Raw genomic sequence first — 24,027 nt, 5'->3', positions numbered from 1 at the left:
ATGAATAAAATAGTTTACATTAGTTTTTTACTTTTCTTCTGTTTAAGTAGTGCACAACCCGGTGAATTAAAAAAACACACTGTGGCAAAAGGTGAAACAGTTGCTCAAATTGCACAATTTTATAAAGTAACGCCTTTTGATATCTATCAATTAAATCCCGATGCCAAATTGGGTATCAAGGAAAATACGATTTTACTTATTCCAAAAGCGACCGGAGCATCAGCAAAAGTGCATGAAGTAAAACCGGGAGATACATTTTACAGTATTGCTAAAAAATATAATTTGACTAATGAACAGTTAGAAAAAGCCAATCCGTCGATTGATAAATTTAATTTGATCATTGGACAACAATTACAGCTAACTTCAAACGGCGTTACATCTAATGGTAATAAAACTAACGAAACAAAAACCTTTCACGAAGTACAACCTAAAGAGACTTTTTATAGCATTTCAAGACTCTATGATATGAGTGTTTCTGAATTAGAACAGCTCAATCCTGATGTAGTTTCCAATCTGCCTGTTGGTTATCAATTGGTAATAAAAAAGAAAGCTAATGTTAAAGTAGAAGCTGAAAGTAATCCGAATAATAAAGTAGTTGTTTCAGAAACTAATTCAACTGATTTCAAAACTTATGTAGTTAAGCCAAAAGAAACACTTTTCGGAATTTCAAAAGAATTCGGTTTAAGTCAAGTGGAATTAGTAAAATTAAATCCGGAATTAGAAAATGGTCTGCAGGAAGGAATGACATTACGTGTTCCAAAAACTCAAATCAAAACAAACACGATTCCAATAGCTAAAACAACATATAGAGATTTATCAAAATCGGTTCGAGTTAAAGAAACAAAAGAGATTGTTTTTTTATTACCGTTTAATGTATCGAGTATAGCTTCCGATACTACTTTATCAATGCAAGCTCGTTTAAAAAGAGATAGCTTTTTAAATATGACCTTGGATTTTTATTCAGGAGCATTAATGGCTGTTGATTCAGCCAGACGTTTAGGTATGCCGTTAAAAATAAAATTTTTAGATTCTAAAGAAACACGGAATAGTTCGAACGTAGTTTCTCTGGTACATTCAGAAAATTTAAAGAATTCCGATATTGTTATTGGGCCGTTTTATCCGCAATATGTTGAAAAAGTAGCCCAATTATTAAGCGAATCAAATGTACCGGTAATTTCGCCTTTACGTGAAACATCTACTTCCTATGAAAATTTATATCAATCTATGCCTTCCGGTGATTTTGTGAAAAATACGATGTTAGATTACCTTTATGCAAAAAATGGTAACATCATTGCATTGATTGATAACAAAAGGAATGCCACCCGTAAACTATTAGAGACAGAACACAAATCAATTTATATAACTCCCTTGGGTGAAAAAGGAGGTTTTATTGGAGACAGTATTACTCCGAGGTTGCAAAAGAATAAAACCAATTATTTTATTTTGGATACAGGTAGTACAGGTATGATTTTATCAGCATTAAATCAATGCAATAAAGCCAGAAGCAATGGTTATAAAGTAGAATTGGTTGTTTTGGAAATAAATGATACTTTTGAAACTGACGAAATTTTTCAGCGATTAATAAAGCAAAAAATTATTTTTCCTTCGATGACAAAATTTGAGGAAACGTTGGAGTTTTCAAACTTTTCCAATTCCTATCGCAAAAAAAATAATGTGTTTCCAAATCAATTTGCCATTCGTGGTTTTGATGTCACATTTGATGTGATGCAACGTGTGTTACTTCCTGAAGGATTTGAAAGTTCCGTTCAAACCACATCCACGGTGCAATTGGAAAATAAGTTTGATTACTTTGACAGAAATGATTCCGGTTATTCTAACAAAGGGGTTTTTATCATGCAATATCAAGAAGATTATTCTATAATTGAATTAGATTAAATGACATCAAGAGTAATTTATAACGGAGAATTAAGAACCACATCGATTCATCTTCAATCGGGTACCCAAATTTTGTCTGATGCACCAAAAGATAATCATGGCAAAGGTGAAGCTTTTTCACCCACAGATTTAGTAGCCAATTCATTAGCTACCTGCATGTTTTCTATCATGGGAATAAAAGCCAGAGATTTAGAAATCGATTTAAGTGAATCAACGGCAATAGTTACTAAAATCATGCAATCGGAACCCAGAAAAATTGCTCGAATTGAAATCATTTTTGAAATGGCGATTGCTGCAGATGAGAAAACAAAAACAGTACTAGAACGTGCGGCACTTACCTGTCCCGTTTACTTGAGTTTGCATCCGGATATTGAAAAAATTATTACGTTTCATTGGAAGTAATCTTCATTTTAAAAAGCGGTTACGCTAAAAATCTTCATGAATTTTCAACAACAATTACTTATTGAATTGGCTCATACTAAAATGCCTTTTGGAAAGTATGAAGGTCGTTTTTTAATTGACTTACCAGAATATTATGTGGTTTGGTACCACAGAAAAGGTTTCCCAAAAGGCAAATTAGGAGAACAATTGCAATTGATTTATGAATTAAAATTAAATGGGTTGGAAGAAATTGTCCGAACCATTAAAAAACAATATCCTAAATCAAAATAATAACTCACCGATTTACAGTGTTTTGTGTTCAGTTTTATTTCAAAGAATCACTATTGCGACGCCATCCTTTTTAAAATACTCTTAAATTTAAAATTGTATCCCATTTACCCTTCAATTTCATTTTCACATTGATTATTTTAATCGTATTTTTGCACCGTTTTGAATAGAAAACAAATTGCTATTTGAAATAACAACAACAACTACAACCACAACACAATGAATCAAACAAAGTATATTTTTGTAACAGGAGGTGTAACTTCTTCTTTAGGAAAAGGAATTATTGCAGCCTCGTTAGCAAAATTATTGCAAGCCAGAGGTTATCGAACCACCATTCAAAAATTTGACCCTTATATTAATGTTGACCCGGGAACACTAAATCCTTATGAACATGGCGAATGTTATGTTACGGATGATGGTGCCGAAACCGATTTGGATTTAGGTCACTACGAACGATTTCTGAACGTTCCAACTTCTCAAGCAAATAATGTAACAACCGGTAGAGTTTATCTTTCAGTAATAGAAAAAGAACGACGTGGAGAGTTTTTAGGAAAAACGGTTCAAGTGGTTCCACATATTACCAATGAGATTAAAGAACGCATGCAATTGCTTGGAAAGACAGGTGATTTTGATATTGTAATCACAGAAATAGGAGGAACGGTTGGTGATATTGAATCGTTACCCTATATTGAGTCAGTTCGTCAATTGGTTTGGGAATTAGGCGAAAATAATGGAATAGTGATACATTTAACGTTAGTTCCTTATTTGGCAGCAGCCGGAGAATTAAAAACAAAGCCCACACAACATTCCGTTAAAACATTGATGGAAAGTGGAATCAAAGCGGATATTTTAGTTTGTAGAACCGAACATGAATTGTCAGACGAGTTACGTCAAAAATTAGCCTTGTTTTGCAATGTGAAACGTGAGGCAGTCATTCAATCTATCGATGCCAAAACCATATATGATGTTCCTAACTTAATGTTGGAAGAAGGTTTGGATATTGTTGCTTTGAAAAAATTAGCATTACCTGAAAAAGCGACTCCTAATTTGGAGCATTGGAATGACTTTTTACGAAAGTTAAAAAATCCGAAGCACACTATTAATATTGGTTTGGTTGGGAAATATGTAGAACTACAAGATTCTTATAAATCAATATTAGAAGCTTTTATTCACGCAGGGGCTGCTAATGAAACAAAAGTAAATGTAATAAGCGTTCATTCAGAATATGTTGATGTCAATTCTGTGGCAGAAAAATTAAGAGGTTTGGACGGAATACTTGTAGCTCCGGGATTTGGTGAACGCGGCATCGAAGGAAAAATTGAAACCGTACGATTTGCTAGAGAAAATAAAATTCCATTCTTTGGTATTTGTTTGGGAATGCAAATGGCGGTAATTGAATTTTCAAGAACGGTTTTAGGTTTGTCTGATGCCAATTCAACCGAAATGAATGCCGACACCACAAATCCGGTTATCAGTTTGATGGAAGAACAAAAAAATGTGACTCATAAAGGCGGAACAATGCGTTTGGGTGCTTGGAAATGTGATTTAGAACCCAACACTTTGGCTCATGCTATTTATGGTAAAAATGAAATTTCAGAAAGACACCGCCATCGTTACGAGTTCAACAGTGCGTATCTTTCACAACTGGAAAATAACGGACTAAAAGCATCCGGAATTAATCCTGATACCGGATTGGTAGAAATTATAGAAATTGCTGACCATCCGTTTTTTATTGGTGTGCAATACCATCCTGAATATAAAAGTACGGTTGCCAATCCGCATCCAATTTTTGTTAGCTTTGTGGCTGCCGCTGTTCAATATAAAAATCGTTGATTTCAAAACAATTTGAAAGCACTAATTAATTAAATTTTACATGGAAGAAAAAAAATTAGACTTAAACTCCATAATTGGCTTTGGCTTGATATTTATAATCCTGATTTGGGTTATGTACAACAGTCAACAAAAAGAATTAGAAGAACAAACAAAAAAACAGGAGACTGAAAAAGTAGCACCAACTACAACGTCAACTACCGAAGTTCCCAAAAAAGAAACGGTAGCTACAGTTATTGATTCTACTGTTTCCGATTCTATCCAAACCTTAAAATTACAAAACAGCCTTGGTTCGTTTGCTTATTCTGCGGCGTTACCTAGTGCTACTGAAGCAGCGTTTACTGTTTTAGAGAATGATTTAGTTCGTTTAAAAATTGCCAACAAAGGAGGTTATATTGTTGAAGCAGAAATGAAGCAATTTGAGCAATTTCAAAAAGGATCGGCTCAAAATGTTCAAATCATCAAGGAAAATAACGCCAATTTTTCTATTGAACTAAAAACGTCAGATAACAGAACCCTTCAAACTAAAGACCTATTTTTTGAACCCAAGTTGACCGAAGAAAATGGTAATCAGGTTTTGAGTTTAAAATTGAAAGCTTCTCCCACTCAGTTTTTGGAATATCGCTATGTGTTGAAACCAAACGACTATATGTTGGATTTTGGAATTCGTTCGCAAGGCTTAGACAATATTATCAATACTTCAAATCCGTTGAATCTTGAGTGGCAATTGAAAGCTTTCAGAAATGAAAAAAGCGTAACCTATGAAAATCGGTATACGGAATTGATTTTTGAATACGAAGGTGGTAAAGACGATTATTTAGGTCAAGGAAAATCGACTTCAGATGAGGTTAAGAATGTTACCTATGTTGCCTTTAAACAACATTTCTTTTCCTCGATATTATTGACAGATACTCCTTTTGAAAAAGCTATTGTTACTTCAGAAAACTTGGTTGATGATGATAAAATAGATACTGTTTTTACCAAAAACTTTAAAGCAAGTTTACCGTTAGCTTTCAAAAATGGCGAATTAAACCACGCTATGAATTGGTATTATGGTCCGACAGATTATCATATTCTTAAAAAATATGACCGTAATTTAGATGAGGTAGTTCCTTTAGGATGGGGAATTTTCGGATGGATTAATCGTTATGTTTTTATACCAACTTTCGATTTATTAGTGGGCTTTTTTCCTTATGGAATTGCAATTATTATTTTGACTATTTTAGTTAGGATCGCGATGTCTCCGGTAACGTATAAATCCTATTTGTCACAAGCAAAAATGAAAGTATTGCGTCCGGAGATTATGGAATTGGGTACAAAATTTGCAAAAGACCCAATGAAAAAGCAACAAGAAACCATGAAGTTATACAGCAAAGCCGGAGTTAACCCGATGGCGGGTTGTGTACCTGCGTTGTTGCAAATTCCGGTGTTTTATGCGTTGTTTAGTTTCTTTCCTTCTGCGATAGAATTGAGACAGAAAAATTTCCTTTGGGCTGATGATTTATCTTCTTTTGACTCCATTTTACAATTGCCATTTTCTATTCCAATTTATGGAAATCACGTGAGTTTGTTTCCTATTTTGGCTTCTATTGCTATTTTCTTTTATATGAAAATGACAACAGGTGATCAAGCCATGAGTGCACCACCACAAGAAGGTATGCCGGATATGGGTAAAATCATGAAGATTATGATTTATATTTCACCTATCATGATGTTGTTTTTCTTTAACAACTTCGCTTCCGGATTGAGTTTGTATTATTTTGTATCCAATACTATTACAATTGGAATTATGTTAGTAATTAAGAATTTCATTATTGATGAGAAAAAGATTCATGCTAAAATTCAAGAAAATAAAACAAAGCCAAAAACAATGAATCGTTTCCAACGCAAAATGCAGGAAATGATGGAAGAAGCTGAAAAGCAAAAGAACTTAAAGAAATAAATAAATTTCTATTCATAAAAAAAGCCACGCAATTGCGTGGCTTTTTCGTATTTAAACCTAAAATTATAAAGTAGGTAAAAGCACTTTATCTAAAACATGAATTACACCATTTGCTGCTTGAACATCTACGGCAACAATATTACTTACTCTACTGTTTGCATCGGTAATAGTAGCACCACCAGTTAAACCAATAGTAAATGAACCCCCTTCTAATGTTGGAACAACTTGATTGTTAGTTAAAGTGGTTGATAATACATTGCCAGATACAACATGGTATTGTAAAACCGCAGTTAATTGTTCGGCAGTTGGTGTCAATGGAATGGCTGCTAATTCAGCGTTTAAAGCTGTAAATGCTTCATTCGTTGGTGCAAATACTGTAAATGGTCCGTTTCCTGATAAAATAGTTACAAAGTCAGGTTGTCCAGGACTTGTTAGAGCTCCGACTAAAGAGGAGAAGTTTGGATCAGCAGTAGCAAAAGTCACCACAGTTGGTAAACCAATAACAGCATCAACAACATGAATAATTCCATTTGACGCAAGAATGTTAGCACTCGTCAAAACAACATTAGACTGGTTGTTTAAACGTACTCCTGTAGAACTTGCTGCAACATACATACTTAAAGTGTTTGATGATGAAGCCGAACCTTTTCCTAAAGTTTTGATATAACCTGTATTTAGTTGTGAAGACTGCAATGTTCCTGAAACAACATGGTTCAATAAAACTTCAGTAAGTAACGGAACCGGAACTGCATCCAAATTGGCAAAACCGTTAGCACTTAAAAAGTTGGTAAATGCTGCGTTTGTTGGAGCAAAAACGGTGTAATTTCCAGGACTGTCCAACACACCAACAAGATCCGCTTTTACTAAAGCTTGAACTAAAATAGACAAATTAGCATTATCACTTGCAATTCCCGCAATGGTGTCTAATTGTACAGTACCCGTTTCGTCATCACTTGAACATGAAACTAATCCAAATGAAATGAATGCTGCAAGAGCATAAAGTTTGATGGTTTTAAAATTTTTCATAGTAATTGTTTTTAATATTTGTTTAAGCAAATATAGTAAAATATTTCAAACTTGTTTAACTTAAAATCAAATAGAGTAAACAAAATTAGAGCTTAAAAAAATAAAAAATTCGCTATAACCTTATTTATTTGGTCTTAGCGAATTATTATGAAAATAAAATTTGTTTAACTTTAACAAAAATTTAATAAACAATACTATGAGCTACTTTTTTAATTTTTGAAAATTTTAAAAGCAAAATCAGCAGCTTTCAAAAAGTAAATCCCTGATGCCAATGCGTTATCTAAATCATGAACTCCGTTAGATAATTTGATGGTTCCAACTTTTTGTCCGGTTATTGAAAATAGAGAAAAAATGGTTTCAGTTTCCATTCCTTCAACAAACAATTTTGATGAAGTCATTTGGTAAACCATTGGTTTTGTTGGAACGAAGCCATCATTTGATAAGGTAGTAGTTAAAAACAACCATTGATAAGCAGCTGCAAATTCACCTTTCCAATAGTTTTCAGTATGTGTACCATAAGAATCAATCTTGGTAAAAGTTTCTGCAGTTGGTAATCCTTTTGCAATTAAATTATTTCTAACCGTGTTTAGATTAGTAACCATTGTTGCAGATTCATTTTGACCCGCAACAAAATACATTCTGTGATTGGTTAGTACAGTTGAAGTAGCGTTCACGTAAGTGTTTAAATCGCTCAAAGCAAACCAATATGCGGGACTAAATGAACCTACTTTTTTAAAATGCATACCATGTTCCACTGCACCATAAGTTGCAATTAATGCTCCCATGGAACTCCCAATCAACGCATTAAATTCCGGTTGTGGTTTGGTTCTGAAATTTAAATCAATATAAGGTTTCAACGTTTGAGCGATAAAATTCATGTAAGCAGCACCTTCACCACCACCATATTGTGCGTTGACCCAAGGAGAATATTCATCTAATCGGTGCACTCCGCCGTTGTCAATTCCAACAACAATTGCTCCATAATCTCCTTGAGCATGCAGCGTATTTAAAGTTTCGTCAATCTGCCATTCTCCGGCAAAGGAAGTGGCATTGTCAAACAAATTTTGACCATCTTTCATATACAAAACCGGATACGTTTTGGTTGTGGTATGATAATCCGGTGGCAAATACAACCAAATTCTTCTGTTGCGATTTAATTGTGGAATAAAAAATGATGGACTTAAAATCTGAACATTTGCAGCAGCAGTGCTGTTGGAACCACTTCCTGAAATATCTTCCCAAGATTGAATCGTTAAGTTAATGGTTTGTGGTGAATCTGTAAAAGTAAAGGAACGGTTCGGTAAAAAGCCACCTGAAGCATTACCTTCAACAGTAGGCCAACTGCCACGTGTAAATTTATATTCAACTGTTCCAGTTCCTTGAGGAATTGTAATTTCATAAGCCCCAAAACCATCAGGTTGAAGAACAGCATTTGGATCTCCGGCATTCCAACCATTAGTTGCCCCTGCAAAATAGATTGAAGCTCCTGCAGGTGTATTAGTTGGAATTGATGTGACTCGAAGTGTAACTTGGCTAAAACCAATCAGTGGTAAAAATAATCCCAGTAAAAAGTAATATTTTCTCATAAAAATAAATGTTTATTTTTGCTTTTTAATTCAATTAAACCAAAGTTACTTATTTAGTTCTGAATTTCAAACATTACATACTAAATCAAACACTTTGTTGTTTATCCTATTTGAATGTTAATCTTAAAAATAGTTTCAAATGAAATTAATGCCGTTACTTTTATTTTATTTTTTATGTGGATTTTCTGTGTTTTCGCAGTCAGATTTTAATCAATTGAATGCAAAAGGGCAAAAGCATGGTCTTTGGAAGGGGTATTATGACGATACCAAAAATTTAAAATATGAAGGGACTTTTGAAAATGGTAAAGAGATTGGTGTTTTTACTTTTTATGACAATACAAAAACAAAAAGAGTTGTTGCTACCCGTGAGTTTGATTCAAAAGATAATTCTGCTTACACCATATTTTACAAAGGTAAATTTAAAGTAAGTGAAGGAAAAGTGGTTAACAAGTTATATGAAGGAGAGTGGAAATATTACCATTTAGACATGGATCAAATCATGACTTTGGAGAATTACAAAAAAGGAAAGTTAGATGGAATTCGAAAAGTATTTTATAAAAGTGGCGAAATAGCAGAAGAGGCTAATTATAAAGAAGGAAAAAGAGATGGTGTTTATAAAAAATATGCTGAAAATGGCGTAGTGATGGAAGAATTAAATTATAAGAACGACCTCTTTCACGGTCCTGCAATTTATAAAGAAACAGATGGAACGATAAGCATCACAGGTCAATATAAAAATGGATTATCTGTTGGCGAATGGAAGTATTATGAAAAAGGTAAATTGGTAAGAACTGAAAGAAAGGAATTATTTCGAACCAAACGACCAAAAGAAGCAGCTAACCCCGATCCGACGGCAACTAAAAGAAAAGTTAAAGAGCGAAAACTATAACCGGAATAAGTAGTATTTTTGCAGCTAAATTAGAATTAGGTTAATGAAAAGAGTAGTAGTAGGACTTTCGGGAGGAGTAGATTCAAGTGTAGCCGCTTATTTGCTTAAAGAACAAGGTTATGAAGTTATCGGGTTGTTTATGAAAAACTGGCACGATGATTCTGTAACTATTTCTGATGAATGTCCGTGGTTAGAAGATTCTAATGATGCACTTTTGGTAGCTGAAAAATTAGGTATTCCATTTCAAACTGTTGATTTAAGTGAACAATATAAAGAACGTATTGTTGATTATATGTTCAATGAATACAAAAACGGTCGAACCCCCAATCCGGATGTGTTGTGCAATCGCGAAATCAAGTTTGATGTATTCATGAAAATTGCATTGAGTTTAGGAGCTGATTATGTTGCTACCGGACATTATTGCAGAAAAGGAACTCTAGAAAAAGACGGAAAAGAAATCTATCAATTATTAGCAGGTGTTGACGGGAATAAAGATCAATCTTATTTTTTATGTCAGCTTTCTCAAGAGCAGTTGGCCAAATCATTATTCCCGATTGGGGAGTTGACCAAACCACAAGTTAGAGAAATTGCCGCTCAAATGGACTTGGTAACCGCAGAAAAGAAAGATTCTCAAGGTTTGTGTTTCATTGGGAAAGTACGCTTACCTGAATTTTTGCAACAACAATTGCAACCCAAAGAAGGAATTATTATTGAAATCGCAGCAGATGATTCTATTTATAGTTTGCCAAAACCAAAATTCGAATTAAAAGAAGACCAACTGGAATTTGAAGCACAACCTTTAAGTTATACTTCCTCCATGGGAAAAATAGTAGGCAAACATCAAGGAGCCCATTATTTTACTATTGGTCAACGTAAAGGTTTGAATGTTGGCGGCACCAAAGAGGGTTTGTTTATTATTGCAACGGATGTTGAGAACAATATAATTTACACGGGACAAGGTGCTTCGCATCCCGGTTTGTTTAGAAAGGTATTGAAAATAATGTCGCATGAAGTACATTGGATTCGCGAAGATTTACGCTTGAAAACCAATGAGACCATGAAAGTTATGGCTCGCATTCGCTATCGACAACCGCTTCAAAATGCCACTTTACATCATACAAAAGACGGTTTGTATGTCGTATTTGACGAACCTCAATCAGCCATAACACCGGGTCAGTTTGTATCTTGGCATTTGGGTGAAGAATTGTTAGGTTCCGGAGTAATTTCGTAACTTAGCTTTCAAAAAATTGAAAGTATGAGAAAATCAATACTGTTTTTCTTTTTAATAAGTATATCGTTTTGTTTTTCACAAGAAGACGCATGGGTTTATTTTTCAAACAAACCTGATGCGGTTTATTATTTATCCAATCCTTTAGAAATGCTTTCGCAAAGAGCTTTAGACCGACGTTCTGCTCAGTCTATTGCTTTGGACAATTTGGATGTTCCGATTCATCAGCCTTATGTAACTCAAGTAGCCTCAAATAATGGAGTTACCGTTTTGGCACAATCTAAATGGCTTAATGCGGTTCATGTTCGTGGAAGTCAACAGGCTATTCAATTTTTAGATACTATTTCTTTTGTAACACAAATTCAATTTGCTAATGCGGAATTGAATACAAACGCTTTCGGACGATTTCAACAAATTGCTTCTGTAGAAAAAAACTTGGAAACGCAAGTTACCTATCAATATGGAAATTCTGCCAATCAAGTAACTATGATGAATGGCCATTTGTTACATCAAAATGATTTTACAGGAACCGGAAAAATCATTGCTGTAATGGATAATGGTTTTACCGGAGTGAATACAACAGCACCTTTTCAACGCTTGTTTGATAATAATTTATTACTTGGAGGCTATAATTTTGTGTTGCGAAATGATGCCATATATAGTGGTGGTTCACACGGAACTTTAGTGTTATCCACCATGGGAGCTTTTGTAGAAAACCAATTAATTGGAAGTGCTCCTGATTCTCAGTATTATTTGTTTGTTACAGAATCTAATACCTATGAAAATCCATTGGAAGAATCGATCTGGGTTGAGGCAGCCGAATTAGCCGATAGTTTGGGTGTCGATATTATCAATACTTCGTTGGGTTATTCCACTTTTGATAATCCGGCTTATAATTATAATTATGATGCGATGAACGGAACCACAACTTTCATTGCTCGAGGAGCTGCAATTGCTTTTACCCGGGGGATGATTTGTGTGACTTCCGCCGGAAATTCAGGAAATAGTGCTTGGCAATACATTACTACTCCCGGCGATGCTTTGAATACTTTGACCGTTGGAGCTGTTAATTCTGAAGGTAATTATGCCTCATTCAGTTCTATTGGTCCTTCAGCGGATAACAGAATAAAACCCGATGTTGTAGCCCAAGGAGTTGGAGCCATAGTTGCTTCATCAACCGGAACAATCGGAGGAGCTAACGGCACGTCATTTTCAAGTCCGATAACGGCAGGTTTAGTGGCTTGTTTGTGGCAAAGTTTGCCCAATCTTACCAATGCAGAAATTCTTCAATTAATTAGAGAATCTGCTTCGATTTATACCACTCCAACAGCACAATTGGGTTATGGTATTCCTAATTTTTATGCAGCTTATCAAAACGGTTTGTTGCTTTCAACAGAAACCATTTCCTCCAATGTGTTTACGATATATCCAAATCCATTTGAAAATGAAATAACAATCGCGTTTTCAAATGAGTTTGAAAGCGGTAATTTTATACTTTACAACGCAACAGGACGAGTGGTTCAACAACAAACTATTCAGGCCAATCAGATACTTTCGTTATCACAGTTACAATCGGGATTGTATTTTTATTCGTTTCAAACTCCATCAGAACATAGAAAAGGCAAACTCATTAAAAAATAATTCATGAACAGAATTACCCAACTCTTCAACATTCAATATCCCATTATTCAAGGCGGCATGATTTGGAACAGTGGCTACAAATTGGCCAGTGCAGTTAGCAATGCAGGCGGTTTAGGACTTATTGGAGCCGGTTCCATGTATCCTGAAGTTTTACGGGAACACATTCAAAAATGTAAAAAAGCAACAGATAAACCTTTTGGTGTAAACGTTCCTATGTTGTATCCCAATTTAGAGGAAATCATGCAAATCATTGTGGAAGAAGGTGTGAAGATTGTTTTTACTTCTGCAGGAAATCCAAAGACCTGGACGGCATTTTTAAAAGAAAAGGGGATAACCATAGTTCATGTTGTCAGCAGTTCAAAGTTTGCGTTAAAAGCACAAGAAGCCGGCGTTGATGCTGTGGTAGCCGAAGGATTTGAAGCCGGAGGTCATAACGGAAGAGAAGAAACCACAACATTTACTTTAATTCCTATGGTTCGGGAGAATATCACGATTCCATTAATTGCAGCAGGTGGAATTGCCAACGGGAAAGGCATGTTGGCCGCAATGATTTTAGGAGCAGATGGTGTTCAAATGGGCAGTCGTTTTGCAGCTTCTGTTGAAAGTTCTGCTCATGATAATTTTAAGCAAACGATTTTGGATGTAAAAGAAGGCGATACGCAAGTGACTTTAAAAGAATTAGCCCCCGTTCGGTTGGTTAAAAATAAGTTCTATAACGATGTTCAAGAATTGTATGCTACATGTCCCACAACAGATCAATTAAAAGAATTATTGGGTCGGGCTAGAGCAAAACGAGGGATGTTTGAAGGTGATTTAATTGAAGGCGAATTAGAGATTGGTCAAATTGCCGGTTTGATTCATGAAATTAAGCCTGTAAAAGAAATTATAGCTGAAATTATTTCGGATTTTGAAACTTCAAAAAAAGAAATTTCAAACCTTACTTTTTAGACCAAACATCAACATATTTTTGTGCAATGGTTACATAATGATGTTCCTTTTCTATAAAAGCTCGGGCTCTTTTGCTAATGTTGATAATTTCTTCTGGGTTTTCAATCAAAAAGGATAATTCCTGAACCAAATAGTCCACATCAGGTAAAGCGTTTACACAAACTCTCTCGGTTAACTGATAATACTCCATAAATTCTTTTTCTGCACCGGTAAAAACCACTTTTCCTTTTACCATAGCTTCAAGAGCGTTGTAGCCTTGGTCATAAGCGTAGACCATATCCAAAACAATATGAGCTTGATTGTATAATTGAATGTATTCTTGATAGGGAACGTTTTCAGTGATTATAATTTCAACTTTTGAAGGATATTTTTGTTTTATAATTTCAACTGCTTTTTCAAAAAACGGAATCCCTTTTTTGAAAGCATTTTTTTTATTTATACCTAAAAAAATTAGTGCTTTTTCGTGTATTGCAGGTTCAACATAGTCGATTAAATCGGTATTTATTGGATTTGGAAGGAACGTGTTTTTTATATTCAAACTATCCAAAGGTAATTTATAATCAAAATCAGAAGTGATGATCTGAGAAACATTTTGACTCACAAAAGCATATAACTTTCGGTAGTTTGGTTTTGTATACTTTAATGAATAATCAAAATAGTTTGCAGGAACTTGTTTTTCAAAATAAGGCGTAAGTATCGAATAGGATAGTTTTTTATCGAGAAGAGCATCAACTACAGAAGTTTCATCACCACAAATTAAAAGTATCCAATTTTTATTTTTTGAAAAAAGTTTGTTTAGTAACTTGATGCTCCAACTTGGATGGGTTTCAATAGCGTTGGAATTTATCAATTGCACTACATCATAATTTTTTAGTTTTGGCAAAAGAAAATAAAATCGAATACCTTTTTCGGTTTCTTCTAAGTTGAGGTTTGTCAATTTGAAAACTACTTTTTTCAGGAAGGTAAAAAACCAATTCTTGGTAGTTAGTTTAGGTTCAAAAGATAAATCAACTGGAAAATTTTTAAATGAATCGCCTGTTCCAACCAATGTAACTTCATGACCTAAAGCCAAAAGTCCTTCTTTCAACGAATTATGTAGACGGCTGTATTCACCTAAAAGAAGGATTTTCATAAAATGGAATTACTATATTTGTTCAAATATAAAAAACATTTGGAATCAAAGTATACAAAATCGGATATTGAAATTTTAATAGCCACGATGAATCGGGACAATTTTGATTTTTTGACACCGATGTTTCCATTTGCTAATTATTGGGATTTTTCATTGGTAATTGTACATCAAACAAAAGGAAGTCCGTTAGTTTCTCAACATGAAAATGTTAAAGTAATTAATAGTCAAGAATTTGGACTTTCTAAAAGCAGAAATCTAGCTTTAGCTAATGCCACTAAAGAACTTTTAGTCATTACAGATGATGATGTGATTTATAAATCCGATTTTGAATCTAAAATTATTGCTGCTTTCAATCATTTTCAAAATCCGGCGATGGTGAAATTTTGTTCTGAGAAAGATGAAAATGTTGCAACACACAAATATCCTAAAATAAGAAAAGAAACGCTTAATTGGTTTGATATTTTAAACACTATTTCCTTTGAAATAGTTGTAAATCGAAAGCAATTAACAAGCAATCAAATAAAATTTGACGAACGTTTTGGTTTGGGAAGTACATTTGGAGCAGGTGAGGAGCAGGTTTTTTTGACAGCAATTAATAAGGCAGGTCTAAAAATGAGCTTTGAACCACAGGTTTTAGTTGTTCATCCACAACCAACCACCAATTATAAAATTTCGATTGAGCAAAAATATTATATTCAAGGAGCCGTTTTAACTGCTTTATTTCCAAATTTTTATCGTTTTTGGTTGCTGTTGAAAGTGTTTTTTGATTGGAAACAAGGTAAACTTTCAACAAAAGAATTTAAATTAGCCTTTCAAAACTTTAAATCCGGCAGAACCGATTTTTTAAAAAAGTAACATGACCACAATAAACGACATACAATTTATCAAACTTCCCGTGGTTGAAGATTCTCGTGGGAATCTGGCTTATATTCAAAATGATGTTTTGCCTTTTCATTTTAAACGCGTCTATTATTTGTTTGACGTTCCGAGTACTTCTCAGCGAGGGGGCCATTCTCATATCAATCAAAATCAGATTTTAATTGCGTTAAGCGGCAGTTTTGAAGTAGTTATTTATGATGGTAAAAATGAAAAAAGAATTCTTTTAAACAAACCTAATATTGGATTACAGATTGTTCCGGGATTATGGCGTGAACTGCAAAATTTCTCGTCAGGTGCAGTTTGTTTGGTGATTGCTGAAGATGTTTTTGATGAAAGCGATTACATACGAGATTTTGAGTTATTCAAAAAAAGTAAAACTTAAAAAATGTTTGCGTTTTAATACCATTCTAAATGAAAAAACTGTTGTATATTACACATAGAGTTGATGGAATTGGTGGTTTACAACGCGTGTTTTCCATTAAGACCAATTATCTTCAAGAACATTACAATTATGATGTTGTTATCGTAACTACCAATGCAAAAACACCACAACCTTTTTTTGATTTTTCTAAGCATAAACTATTGAATGAACAACTAACGGGTTGGGGTCCATTTTATTTATTAAATTATATAAAAACGGTAAAAACTACTATCAAAAATGAAAAGCCTGATGTTGTTATTATTACTGACAATGGTTTAAAAGGTTTTTTATTGCCATTTTTTTTACGGAAATCAGATGTAAAAATTGTATTTGAACAACATGGTTTTCGATTTTATGAAGCCATAGAAAAAAAGCTATCTTTCTTTGAAAAATTAAATGTTTCAGTTAAAAATAAAATTATAGATTACACCACTTCTTTTGTAGATGAGTTTGTGGTTTTAACCCAAGCTAGTAAATTGGAATGGCAAGTGAAAAGTTGCCAAGTTATCCCAAACCCATTATGGATTGAAAATGTTCCTGAAAACTCATTAAAAAACAAAAATGTTATCTTCGTTGGCCGACAAGAATTTGTAAAAGGAATTGATTTATTATTGCCCATTTGGGAAAAAGTGATACAAAAACATTCTGATTGGAAATTACATATTTACAGTGATCATAATCCGGATTTAAAGTTGAACAATTTAGTACAACAATTAAATTTAGAACAAAATGTTGCTTTTCATGGACCCACTTTATCTATTGAAAAAGCCTATTCTAATGCCTCAATTTACTTAATGACTTCTCGACATGAAGGTTTTGGAATGGTTTTGATTGAAGCCATGGCTTGCGGACTACCATGTGTTGCTTTTGATTGTCCCACCGGTCCGGCGGAATTGATTTCTCAAGGTGTAAATGGTTATTTAATTCCCCCTTTTGATTTAGATGCTTATGCCAAAAAAATAAACCATTTAATTGAAGATGATACACTTCGTCAGCAACTTGGGAACAATGCTCAAAAAAGCATTCATAAATTCCAATTATCTACAATTATGGAACAATGGCATCAGTTATTTACTAGCTTGTAAACTACACAAATAACCTAAACGATAGAGGTCAAACAAAAACAAGTTTGGGTTGTTTCCTAAAATATTCTTTTCTAAAAGTGATTTAAAAAGTTTAAATTTTACAGAAAAAACGAAGTCAAGTTTGAATTTTTTTAATGTTTTGTAGTGTTTAATTAAGGAATTAATTTCTTCAATTTTTGGTTTGTCAATTAGAAATGTGTTTCGTGAAACAACTGATTCTAAAGATTTTTTAAAGAAGACTTCATTGGATTCTAATCCCAAATGAATCACATCAACATCATAATGTTTTACAGAAACAGCATGGAAAAAAAGTTGATAAGCAAAGTAAATATCCATTCCATAAAAATTGGTATTTTCATTAAAATTATACTTCAAAAAAACACTTTTCTTGATGAGCAAATTTCCTGAGAAAACAGCACTATATGGTTTTATATTTCTTTGCAAAGCACTCTTTTCCTCACGATTTTTTCCATACTTCCATCGAAGTATGCATTTTTTTGATGGTTCATTTTTTTCATAAGTACAACCTCCACATATTACTTCATAAGATTGACTTAAAATAGTAAAATATTCCTTTACAAAAGTGGTAGTTTTAGGCAGAACATCTGCATCTAAAAATAGTAAATTTTCAAATTTAGCTTTCAAAGCTAATTTTTGTCTGGTTTGAGTTCGACCTAAATTGGTTTCATTTTTTATAAAATGTATGGACTGATTTGAATCAATTGTGATATTTTGACTTGTATTACTTGCGTCATCACATACTATAATTTCATAAACAAAGCTTAGTGCTTCCGCTTGTTTTTGAAGCTCTAAAACCAATGGTTGAACATTGTAGTTATATGTTGGAATCAGTATAGAAAGCATTAGTTAGTTTTTGTTTTAAAAAGCATCGTATTTCTTTTCAATTCAAGCAACACCAAAATCACCATCATATATTCAAACGGATAACTGTATTTTGCATTGGTTCCATAAGTCACAATTGCTTGTAAAATGGACGAAGCAAAAATAATTTTATAAAGTAAAATTTCAGTTGTCAATTGTTTGGTTTTAAAAAATCGAATGATGTAAATAGGTAACAAACCTATAAAAAGTAATTTAAAGAGTAAAAGTATCGGAGCTTGAATTACCCAAATAAATTCAAAAAAAATTCTTATTTCCGAAATTTTAAACTTTTCAGGATTCCAACAGATATAGGTTTTCCAAAAATCAATCCATGAAACAAAAACGACTTGGTAACAATATTCTTTGGGAGCATTGCCAACGGTGGCTTTGGCAAAGCGACCTAATTCATTTGATAAATCAGGAAAGTAAGTTAAACCTGTAGCTTCTATCAATTCTTGTTCAGCTCGCCAAATAGCCATTGCTACATCACTATTTTCAGCTAGAGCGGCTTCACGATTTTTAATGTAAATGGTTCTGATTGTTGCAAATTCGTCGGGAGCTTTTTCAGCAAAATGCACACAGTTTTGCGATAAGTTTAAACCAAAATATGTTGTAGATACAAAATATCCGGTATTCACTTTGTTTATATATGACCAACCAAAATAAGCTATCAAAGGAAAAAATAAAATAAGAATTTTTGAAGAAATAAAATTTTTAAATGAAAATGACTTTAAAACACTAAACGCATAAATTATAAAAGGAATATATGCAAAAAATGGTTTTACTAATACTAAAAAACCTAACAATAATCCAATCAGTAAGTCTTTTTTGAAATTCTTTTCCTCTAAATATTTGGTGGTAAGTTGGTAAAAAATCAATGAAATTAAAAACAAAGCCAACGACTCAATTAAAATTGAGGTTTCATAAAAATAGACATGTATGAAACTCTGCAAAAAAAATGCAATCCAAAGAGATTGTCTGTTGTTAAAGCCAAAATTCATAAGAGTTTTAAACCAAACAACAGTAGTTAGTATTCCAATAACAAACTGATATAAAACCACTAAAGGTTTGAACCCAAAAGCTAAAAAAATAAGCAAGGGATATCCCGGACTTCTTTCTCCGGTGTAATCAATCAAATTGAATTCCAACATTCTATTGGCTAAAACCATAAAACTACTGGAGTCAGGAAATTGAGAAATATTTAAATAAAATAACGAAAGCAGTATTCGAAAAAGTAAACCAAAAAGTATCAGAATCCTAATTTCTCTACTTTCTACAAATCGAAACCATTTGTGATTAATTAGTTTTTCAAACATAAGCCCTGTAAATCTTTATTAACTGAAAAGGAAGAGCTAACATGTCTTTAATTCTGATTTTGCTGTTTCCTTTTTCAATCCATGTTTCCAATGGATATTCATAAACTTCTTTGTAAAAATCGGAATTTAATTGCTTCATTCGAAGTAAAAGTTCTACATCAAATAACCATCGGGTCAAAAAAGGCTTTTCAAATAAAGCAAAAGCTAGTTCTTGCTTCATGATTTTTGCTCCACATTGTGTGTCATAAATTGGCGTTTTGAGAATAACGCCACTTATTATGGTTGCAAAAACACGACCAATATAATGGCGGTAAGAGTAACGTTCAATTTTGGAGCCCAATCTTTTTATACGACTTCCCATCAGAAAAGAATAGTTTGTATGTTGTTTTGCGAAATACAAAAGGTGATTCATTTCAGAAATAGGTGTTGCCAAATCGGCATCTAAATAACCAATAAAATCATATTTCTTACCTTCAGAAGTCTTTACGCCGTTTCGAATTGCTTCGGCTTTGCCCGAGTTTTTGGACAATAAAAGTGAAGCTACATTTGAATGTTTCTTTTCAAATTGCAATAAAAGTGATGCAGTAGTATCTGTACTTCCGTCATCAACCAATAAAAAATCAAGATTAGGATGTGTTTCAAATGCTAAAGATAATTCTTCACCAATCATTCGGTTTCCTTCATTATAAAAAGGAATAATCAACAATGCATTGGTAGAATTTGTCATGACTTACACCGTTCGTTGCACCACTTCAAACAAAGTGCTGTCTTCGCATTTCAACGTTTTTGATGGGAATTTCATAATTAACGCATAATCATGTGTAGACATAATGATGGTTTTTCCGTTTTCGTTGATTTTTTTTAAAACACCCATGACTTCCACGCTAGTTTGCGGGTCAAGGTTTCCGGTTGGCTCATCGGCTAAAATTAATTCCGGATTGTTTAATAAAGCTCTGGCAATGGCAACCCTTTGTTGCTCACCACCTGAAAGTTGGTGTGGCATTTTAAAAGCCATAGATTTCATGCCTACTTTATCTAAAACTTCATCAATTTGATGTTTGCGTTCTTCTGTTTCTTTCCAACCTGTGGCTTTTAAAACAAAATCCAAATTGTCAAAAATGCTACGATCGGGTAGTAATTTAAAATCTTGAAAAACGATTCCAATTTTTCGTCTTAAATAAGGAATGTCACTTTCTTTCAATTTGGCTAAATCAAAATCAACGATAGTTCCTTCACCTTCCGTTAAAGGTAAATCAGCATAAAGCGTTTTCATCAAACTACTTTTCCCGGAACCCGTTTTACCAATAATGTACAGAAAATCACCGCGTTTCACTTCCAACGAAACGTTTTGAAGTACCATGTTTTTTTCTTGATAAATAGTAACATTTTTTAATTCTAAAATGGAATCTGACATAGGTATGATATTTGAAGGGTAAAAGTAGTAACTTAACGAAGGTTATCAAAATTTTATTTTAATTAATGTTCTCAACCATTCAGCATCTCAGCAACTCAAAAAATGTTTAAAACCTTGTTCATAATAAACACAATCATTAACTCGTTACATGCATAGGTAAATGTTACCTTTGAATAGTTCATAAAAACCCAATAAATATGCGTCAATTAACCTATTTGTTTGCTGTCTGTTTGACAGTAATTTGTTTTTCGGTTCAGGCTCAACGAACTGAAGTCTACACCAATCCGTTAGAGGAATACAATCGAGCCCTTCAATTGTATAAAGATAAACAATACCAATCTGCTCAAATTTTATTCAAAAAAGTAAAAGATTCACAAGATAATTATGAAGTGCAATCCGATTGTGCCTACTATATTGCAAATTGTGCCATTCGTTTAAATCAAGCCAATGGTGATGTATTGATGGAAGATTTCGTACAGCGTTATCCTACCAGTTCCAAGCACAATCAAGCGTATATTGAAGTGGCTCATTATTATTTCGATGAGAATAAATTTCCACAAGCTTTGCAATGGTTTGATAAAGTGGATGAAAGCAATTTGACAAATGACGAAAAAGAAAAATTCAATTTTCAAAAAGGATACGCTTTGTTTTCTGGAAATAAAAAGAAAGAAGCTTCCAATTATTTCAAACGTGTAGAAAATTCAAAAGAATTTGGCTCACAAGCAAAATATTATTTGGGTTATATGTCTTATGAATCAGACAATTATACGCAAGCAAATGAATATTTTGAACAAGTTGAAGACGAAAAGAAATACAAAGAAAAAATGTCCTATTATCAGGCTGACATGAATTTTAAATTAGGAAATTTTCAAAAAGCTATTGATTTAGGAATTGCTGCGATGCCAAAATCAGATGCTACCGAAAAATCAGAATTGAATAAAATTATTGGCGAAAGCTACTTTAATTTAAAACAATACGACAAAGCAATTCCTTACCTAAAAGAATATAAAGGTAAAAAAGGAAAATGGAGCAACACAGATTTTTACCTGTTTGGTTACTCCTATTACAAGCAAGGTGATTATGAAAATGCGATTGCTCAATTTAATAAAATCATTGAAGGAAAAGATGGTGTGGCTCAAAATGCTTATTATCATTTGGGTGAAAGTTATTTGAAATCCAACAAAAAACAACAAGCGTTGAATGCTTTTAAAAATGCTTCTGAGATGGATTTTGATTTAAAAATTCAAGAAGATGCTTTTTATAACTATGCCAAATTAAGTTATGATATTGGAAATCCTTATCAGAGTGTTCCGGATGTGATGGTGGCTTTTTTAAATAAATATCCCAATACGCCAAACAAGCAAGAAGTGGAAACACTTTTAATTAACTCTTACATCACTTCAAAAAACTACAAGGAAGCTCTGGTTTTATTAGAAAAAAATAAAAGTTTTGAAAACAAACAGGCTTATCAAAAAGTAACCTTCTACAGAGGTTTAGAGTTATATACTGACGGAAATAACCAAGAGGCTTTGGCAATGTTCAAAAAATCATTGGCAGAACCTCGTGACCCAAAATTTACAGCTCGTGCCATGTTTTGGAAAGGGGAAAGCGAATATACTTTAGACAATTTTGGAGAAGCTTTGTTAAGTTTTAAACAGTTTTTAGGTTATCCGGAAGCCAAAACTACTCCTGAATATAAAAACATTAATTACAATTTGGCTTACACGCATTTCAAATTGAAAGAATACGAACAAGCAGCTGCATTTTTTCAAAAACAAATTGATGTAGCGAAAGAAGACAAAACAAGGCTGAATGATAGTTATTTGCGTTTGGGCGACAGTCATTTTGTATCCGCAAAATATTGGCCGGCCATGGAAGCATACAACAAAGCCATCGAATTAAAAGTGGTTGATTCCGATTATGCGGCTTACCAAAAAGCCATCAGCTATGGATTTGTTGCCAGAAACGAAAAAAAGATTGAAGACTTACATCTGTTTTTGAAAAATTATCCAAAATCACAATTCCGTGACGATGCTTTGTTTGAGTTAGGTAACACGTATACCAATGAAAATAAATCCGATTTGGCATTAAAAATTTATGACCAATTAATTTCAGAATATAAAAACGGTTCTTTTGCCGCAAGAGCAATTTTGCGTCAGGGATTGATTTATTACAATGATGATAAACTGCAATTGGCGTTGACAAAATTCAAAAAAGTGGCAGCCGATTATCCTAGAACTACTGAAGCTATGGAAGCGGTTACAACGGCCAGACAAATTTATGTGGATACCGGCAAAGTAGATGAATATGCCACTTGGGTAAAAACCTTAGATTATGTAGAAGTATCCAATGCGGATATTGATAATACGTCGTATGAATCGGCAGAAAAAATGTATTTGCAAAACAATGCCAAAGGTGCGATTGCAGGTTTTAGTAGTTATGTTTCCAAATTTCCAAATGGAATTCATGCTTTAAAAGCCAATTTCTATTTGGCTCAATTGTATTTTGCAGATGGATTGGAAACCAATGCCATTCCGCATTATGAATTTGTAGCTTCTAAATCAAGAAGTGAATATACGGAACAAGCTTTAGCCAGATTGACTGAAATTCATTTAAAGAAAAAAGATTACGCAAAAGCAATTCCGGCTTTGAAACGCTTGGAAGTAGAAGCAGATTTCCCTCAAAACATCACCTTTGCTCAATCCAATTTGATGAAAGCGTATTACGAACAAGAAGATTATGCCAATGCCGTAGTTTATGCTGATAAAGTGTTGAACAATGCTAAAGTTGATGATCGAATCAAAAGTGATGCTTATATGATTGTGGCACGTTCTGCCATGAAAACGAAAGATGAAGCCAAAGCAAAAACGGCTTATGCAACGTTAATGACCATTGCCAAAGGCGAATTGGCTGCCGAAGCATTGTATTATGATGCGTATTTTAAAAACAAAGAAAATAAGTTTGAAGCATCGAATATTGCCGTTCAAAAATTAACCAAAGATTATTCCGGTTACCGATATTATGGAGCCAAAGGATTAGTAGTAATGGCTAAGAATTTTTATGGGTTAAAAGACAGTTTTCAAGCTACTTACATCTTGGATAGTTTGATTGCAAACTTCAAAGAATATCCCGATGTAGTGGAAGAGGCACAAAAAGAGTTGGCCATTATCAAAGGTGAAGAAGCCAAACGCAACTCATCGATTCAGAATTAATTAAAAAGTAAGCAGTTTTTAAAAAAGTAAA

20 protein-coding genes are annotated in these 24,027 nt (G+C 33.4%); 13 read left to right on the top strand and 7 right to left on the bottom strand.

Going from position 1 to position 24,027, the window contains the following annotated elements:
• From IEV15_RS07705 to yidC, 5 genes are all read left to right on the top strand, one after another.
• On the top strand, window positions 1–1,896 hold the full coding sequence (locus IEV15_RS07705) for a PBP1 and LysM peptidoglycan-binding domain-containing protein (RefSeq protein WP_188361944.1): 1,896 nt from the start codon (window positions 1–3) through the stop codon (window positions 1,894–1,896).
• Window positions 1,897–2,298, top strand: coding sequence for an OsmC family protein (locus IEV15_RS07700; protein ID WP_188361943.1), 402 nt, complete (start codon window positions 1,897–1,899; stop codon window positions 2,296–2,298).
• A 36-nt stretch (window positions 2,299–2,334) separates the two neighbouring features.
• Entirely contained in the window at window positions 2,335–2,568 is a 234-nt protein-coding gene (locus IEV15_RS07695; RefSeq protein ID WP_188361942.1) for a DUF3820 family protein, read from the top strand.
• A gap of 216 nt (window positions 2,569–2,784) precedes the next feature.
• A complete protein-coding gene (gene pyrG, locus IEV15_RS07690; protein ID WP_188361941.1) occupies window positions 2,785–4,398 on the top strand; it encodes a CTP synthase in 1,614 nt (537 codons plus the stop codon).
• Between the two features lie 40 nt (window positions 4,399–4,438).
• Window positions 4,439–6,337, top strand: a complete 1,899-nt coding sequence (gene yidC, locus IEV15_RS07685) for a membrane protein insertase YidC (protein ID WP_188361940.1) — start codon at window positions 4,439–4,441, stop codon at window positions 6,335–6,337.
• Between the two features lie 63 nt (window positions 6,338–6,400).
• On the opposite strand, the gene IEV15_RS07680 is transcribed toward yidC, so the two are convergent.
• Window positions 6,401–7,363 carry a fasciclin domain-containing protein gene (locus IEV15_RS07680; protein ID WP_188361939.1) on the bottom strand — a complete coding sequence of 321 codons (963 nt, stop codon included), beginning with the start codon at window positions 7,361–7,363 and terminating at the stop codon, window positions 6,401–6,403.
• Window positions 7,364–7,572: 209 nt separating this feature from the next.
• Complete coding sequence (locus tag IEV15_RS07675; protein ID WP_188361938.1) at window positions 7,573–8,949, bottom strand: alpha/beta hydrolase-fold protein; 1,377 nt, start codon at window positions 8,947–8,949, stop codon at window positions 7,573–7,575.
• A 139-nt stretch (window positions 8,950–9,088) separates the two neighbouring features.
• Between IEV15_RS07675 and IEV15_RS07670 the strand changes: the two genes are divergently transcribed.
• From IEV15_RS07670 to IEV15_RS07655, 4 genes are read left to right on the top strand one after another with little or no spacing between them, the layout of a single operon-like run.
• On the top strand, window positions 9,089–9,838 hold the full coding sequence (locus tag IEV15_RS07670; RefSeq protein WP_188361937.1) for a toxin-antitoxin system YwqK family antitoxin: 750 nt from the start codon (window positions 9,089–9,091) through the stop codon (window positions 9,836–9,838).
• A 43-nt stretch (window positions 9,839–9,881) separates the two neighbouring features.
• Entirely contained in the window at window positions 9,882–11,069 is a 1,188-nt protein-coding gene (gene mnmA, locus IEV15_RS07665) for a tRNA 2-thiouridine(34) synthase MnmA (protein WP_188361936.1), read from the top strand.
• A 24-nt stretch (window positions 11,070–11,093) separates the two neighbouring features.
• The gene (locus tag IEV15_RS07660; protein WP_188361935.1) at window positions 11,094–12,707 is read left to right on the top strand and encodes a S8 family serine peptidase; all 1,614 of its coding nucleotides are present in this window, start codon (window positions 11,094–11,096) and stop codon (window positions 12,705–12,707) included.
• A 3-nt stretch (window positions 12,708–12,710) separates the two neighbouring features.
• Complete coding sequence (locus IEV15_RS07655) at window positions 12,711–13,655, top strand: NAD(P)H-dependent flavin oxidoreductase (protein ID WP_188361934.1); 945 nt, start codon at window positions 12,711–12,713, stop codon at window positions 13,653–13,655.
• On the opposite strand, the gene IEV15_RS07650 is transcribed toward IEV15_RS07655, so the two are convergent.
• The gene (locus IEV15_RS07650; protein WP_188361933.1) at window positions 13,645–14,787 is read right to left on the bottom strand and encodes a glycosyltransferase family protein; all 1,143 of its coding nucleotides are present in this window, start codon (window positions 14,785–14,787) and stop codon (window positions 13,645–13,647) included. The genes IEV15_RS07655 and IEV15_RS07650 overlap by 11 nt on opposite strands.
• A 3-nt stretch (window positions 14,788–14,790) precedes the next feature.
• On the opposite strand from IEV15_RS07650, the gene IEV15_RS07645 reads away from it, so the two are divergent.
• The 3 genes from IEV15_RS07645 to IEV15_RS07635 are packed head-to-tail and all read left to right on the top strand — an operon-like array spanning window position 14,791 to window position 17,172.
• Window positions 14,791–15,642: a glycosyltransferase family 2 protein gene (locus IEV15_RS07645; protein ID WP_188361932.1), complete on the top strand. Its 852-nt coding sequence runs from the start codon at window positions 14,791–14,793 to the stop codon at window positions 15,640–15,642.
• 1 nt (window position 15,643) lies between these two features.
• Window positions 15,644–16,048 (top strand): sugar 3,4-ketoisomerase, encoded by a 405-nt coding sequence (locus IEV15_RS07640; RefSeq protein WP_188361931.1) that lies wholly within the window; start codon window positions 15,644–15,646, stop codon window positions 16,046–16,048.
• Window positions 16,049–16,077: 29 nt separating this feature from the next.
• Window positions 16,078–17,172 carry a glycosyltransferase family 4 protein gene (locus IEV15_RS07635; RefSeq protein WP_188361930.1) on the top strand — a complete coding sequence of 365 codons (1,095 nt, stop codon included), beginning with the start codon at window positions 16,078–16,080 and terminating at the stop codon, window positions 17,170–17,172.
• Here IEV15_RS07635 and IEV15_RS07630 read toward each other — a convergent pair.
• Genes IEV15_RS07630 through IEV15_RS07615 form a run of 4 tightly spaced genes read right to left on the bottom strand, consistent with a single transcriptional unit; the run spans window position 17,155 to window position 20,784 of the window.
• Window positions 17,155–18,036 (bottom strand): glycosyltransferase family 2 protein, encoded by an 882-nt coding sequence (locus tag IEV15_RS07630; RefSeq protein ID WP_188361929.1) that lies wholly within the window; start codon window positions 18,034–18,036, stop codon window positions 17,155–17,157. The genes IEV15_RS07635 and IEV15_RS07630 overlap by 18 nt on opposite strands.
• Complete coding sequence (locus IEV15_RS07625) at window positions 18,036–19,370, bottom strand: glycosyltransferase family 39 protein (RefSeq protein WP_188361928.1); 1,335 nt, start codon at window positions 19,368–19,370, stop codon at window positions 18,036–18,038. Before IEV15_RS07625 ends, IEV15_RS07630 begins: the two co-directional genes overlap by 1 nt.
• Window positions 19,363–20,097, bottom strand: a complete 735-nt coding sequence (locus IEV15_RS07620) for a glycosyltransferase (protein ID WP_188361927.1) — start codon at window positions 20,095–20,097, stop codon at window positions 19,363–19,365. Before IEV15_RS07620 ends, IEV15_RS07625 begins: the two co-directional genes overlap by 8 nt.
• Before the next feature lie 3 nt (window positions 20,098–20,100).
• Window positions 20,101–20,784, bottom strand: a complete 684-nt coding sequence (locus IEV15_RS07615) for a cell division ATP-binding protein FtsE (RefSeq protein WP_188361926.1) — start codon at window positions 20,782–20,784, stop codon at window positions 20,101–20,103.
• Between the two features lie 197 nt (window positions 20,785–20,981).
• On the opposite strand from IEV15_RS07615, the gene IEV15_RS07610 reads away from it, so the two are divergent.
• Window positions 20,982–23,996, top strand: coding sequence for a tetratricopeptide repeat protein (locus IEV15_RS07610; protein ID WP_188361925.1), 3,015 nt, complete (start codon window positions 20,982–20,984; stop codon window positions 23,994–23,996).
• Window positions 23,997–24,027 lie beyond the last annotated feature (31 nt).

Source organism: Flavobacterium orientale, from assembly GCF_014638005.1.
GTDB lineage: Bacteria > Bacteroidota > Bacteroidia > Flavobacteriales > Flavobacteriaceae > Flavobacterium > Flavobacterium orientale.
The sequence above is the reverse complement of the archived record's forward strand: the minus strand, read 5'-3'. Positions and strand labels throughout refer to the sequence as shown.

Coding starts and splice junctions, on each gene's coding strand:
- IEV15_RS07705 (WP_188361944.1), top strand. CDS start 1: ATGAATAAAATAGTTTACATTAGTTTTTTACTTTTCTTCTGTTTAAGT.
- IEV15_RS07650 (WP_188361933.1), bottom strand. CDS start 14,787: ATGAAAATCCTTCTTTTAGGTGAATACAGCCGTCTACATAATTCGTTG.
- yidC (WP_188361940.1), top strand. CDS start 4,439: ATGGAAGAAAAAAAATTAGACTTAAACTCCATAATTGGCTTTGGCTTG.
- IEV15_RS07655 (WP_188361934.1), top strand. CDS start 12,711: ATGAACAGAATTACCCAACTCTTCAACATTCAATATCCCATTATTCAA.
- IEV15_RS07645 (WP_188361932.1), top strand. CDS start 14,791: ATGGAATTACTATATTTGTTCAAATATAAAAAACATTTGGAATCAAAG.
- IEV15_RS07615 (WP_188361926.1), bottom strand. CDS start 20,784: ATGTCAGATTCCATTTTAGAATTAAAAAATGTTACTATTTATCAAGAA.
- IEV15_RS07695 (WP_188361942.1), top strand. CDS start 2,335: ATGAATTTTCAACAACAATTACTTATTGAATTGGCTCATACTAAAATG.
- IEV15_RS07630 (WP_188361929.1), bottom strand. CDS start 18,036: ATGCTTTCTATACTGATTCCAACATATAACTACAATGTTCAACCATTG.
- IEV15_RS07625 (WP_188361928.1), bottom strand. CDS start 19,370: ATGTTTGAAAAACTAATTAATCACAAATGGTTTCGATTTGTAGAAAGT.
- IEV15_RS07640 (WP_188361931.1), top strand. CDS start 15,644: ATGACCACAATAAACGACATACAATTTATCAAACTTCCCGTGGTTGAA.
- IEV15_RS07660 (WP_188361935.1), top strand. CDS start 11,094: ATGAGAAAATCAATACTGTTTTTCTTTTTAATAAGTATATCGTTTTGT.
- pyrG (WP_188361941.1), top strand. CDS start 2,785: ATGAATCAAACAAAGTATATTTTTGTAACAGGAGGTGTAACTTCTTCT.
- mnmA (WP_188361936.1), top strand. CDS start 9,882: ATGAAAAGAGTAGTAGTAGGACTTTCGGGAGGAGTAGATTCAAGTGTA.
- IEV15_RS07680 (WP_188361939.1), bottom strand. CDS start 7,363: ATGAAAAATTTTAAAACCATCAAACTTTATGCTCTTGCAGCATTCATT.
- IEV15_RS07700 (WP_188361943.1), top strand. CDS start 1,897: ATGACATCAAGAGTAATTTATAACGGAGAATTAAGAACCACATCGATT.
- IEV15_RS07670 (WP_188361937.1), top strand. CDS start 9,089: ATGAAATTAATGCCGTTACTTTTATTTTATTTTTTATGTGGATTTTCT.
- IEV15_RS07610 (WP_188361925.1), top strand. CDS start 20,982: ATGCGTCAATTAACCTATTTGTTTGCTGTCTGTTTGACAGTAATTTGT.
- IEV15_RS07675 (WP_188361938.1), bottom strand. CDS start 8,949: ATGAGAAAATATTACTTTTTACTGGGATTATTTTTACCACTGATTGGT.
- IEV15_RS07620 (WP_188361927.1), bottom strand. CDS start 20,097: ATGACAAATTCTACCAATGCATTGTTGATTATTCCTTTTTATAATGAA.
- IEV15_RS07635 (WP_188361930.1), top strand. CDS start 16,078: ATGAAAAAACTGTTGTATATTACACATAGAGTTGATGGAATTGGTGGT.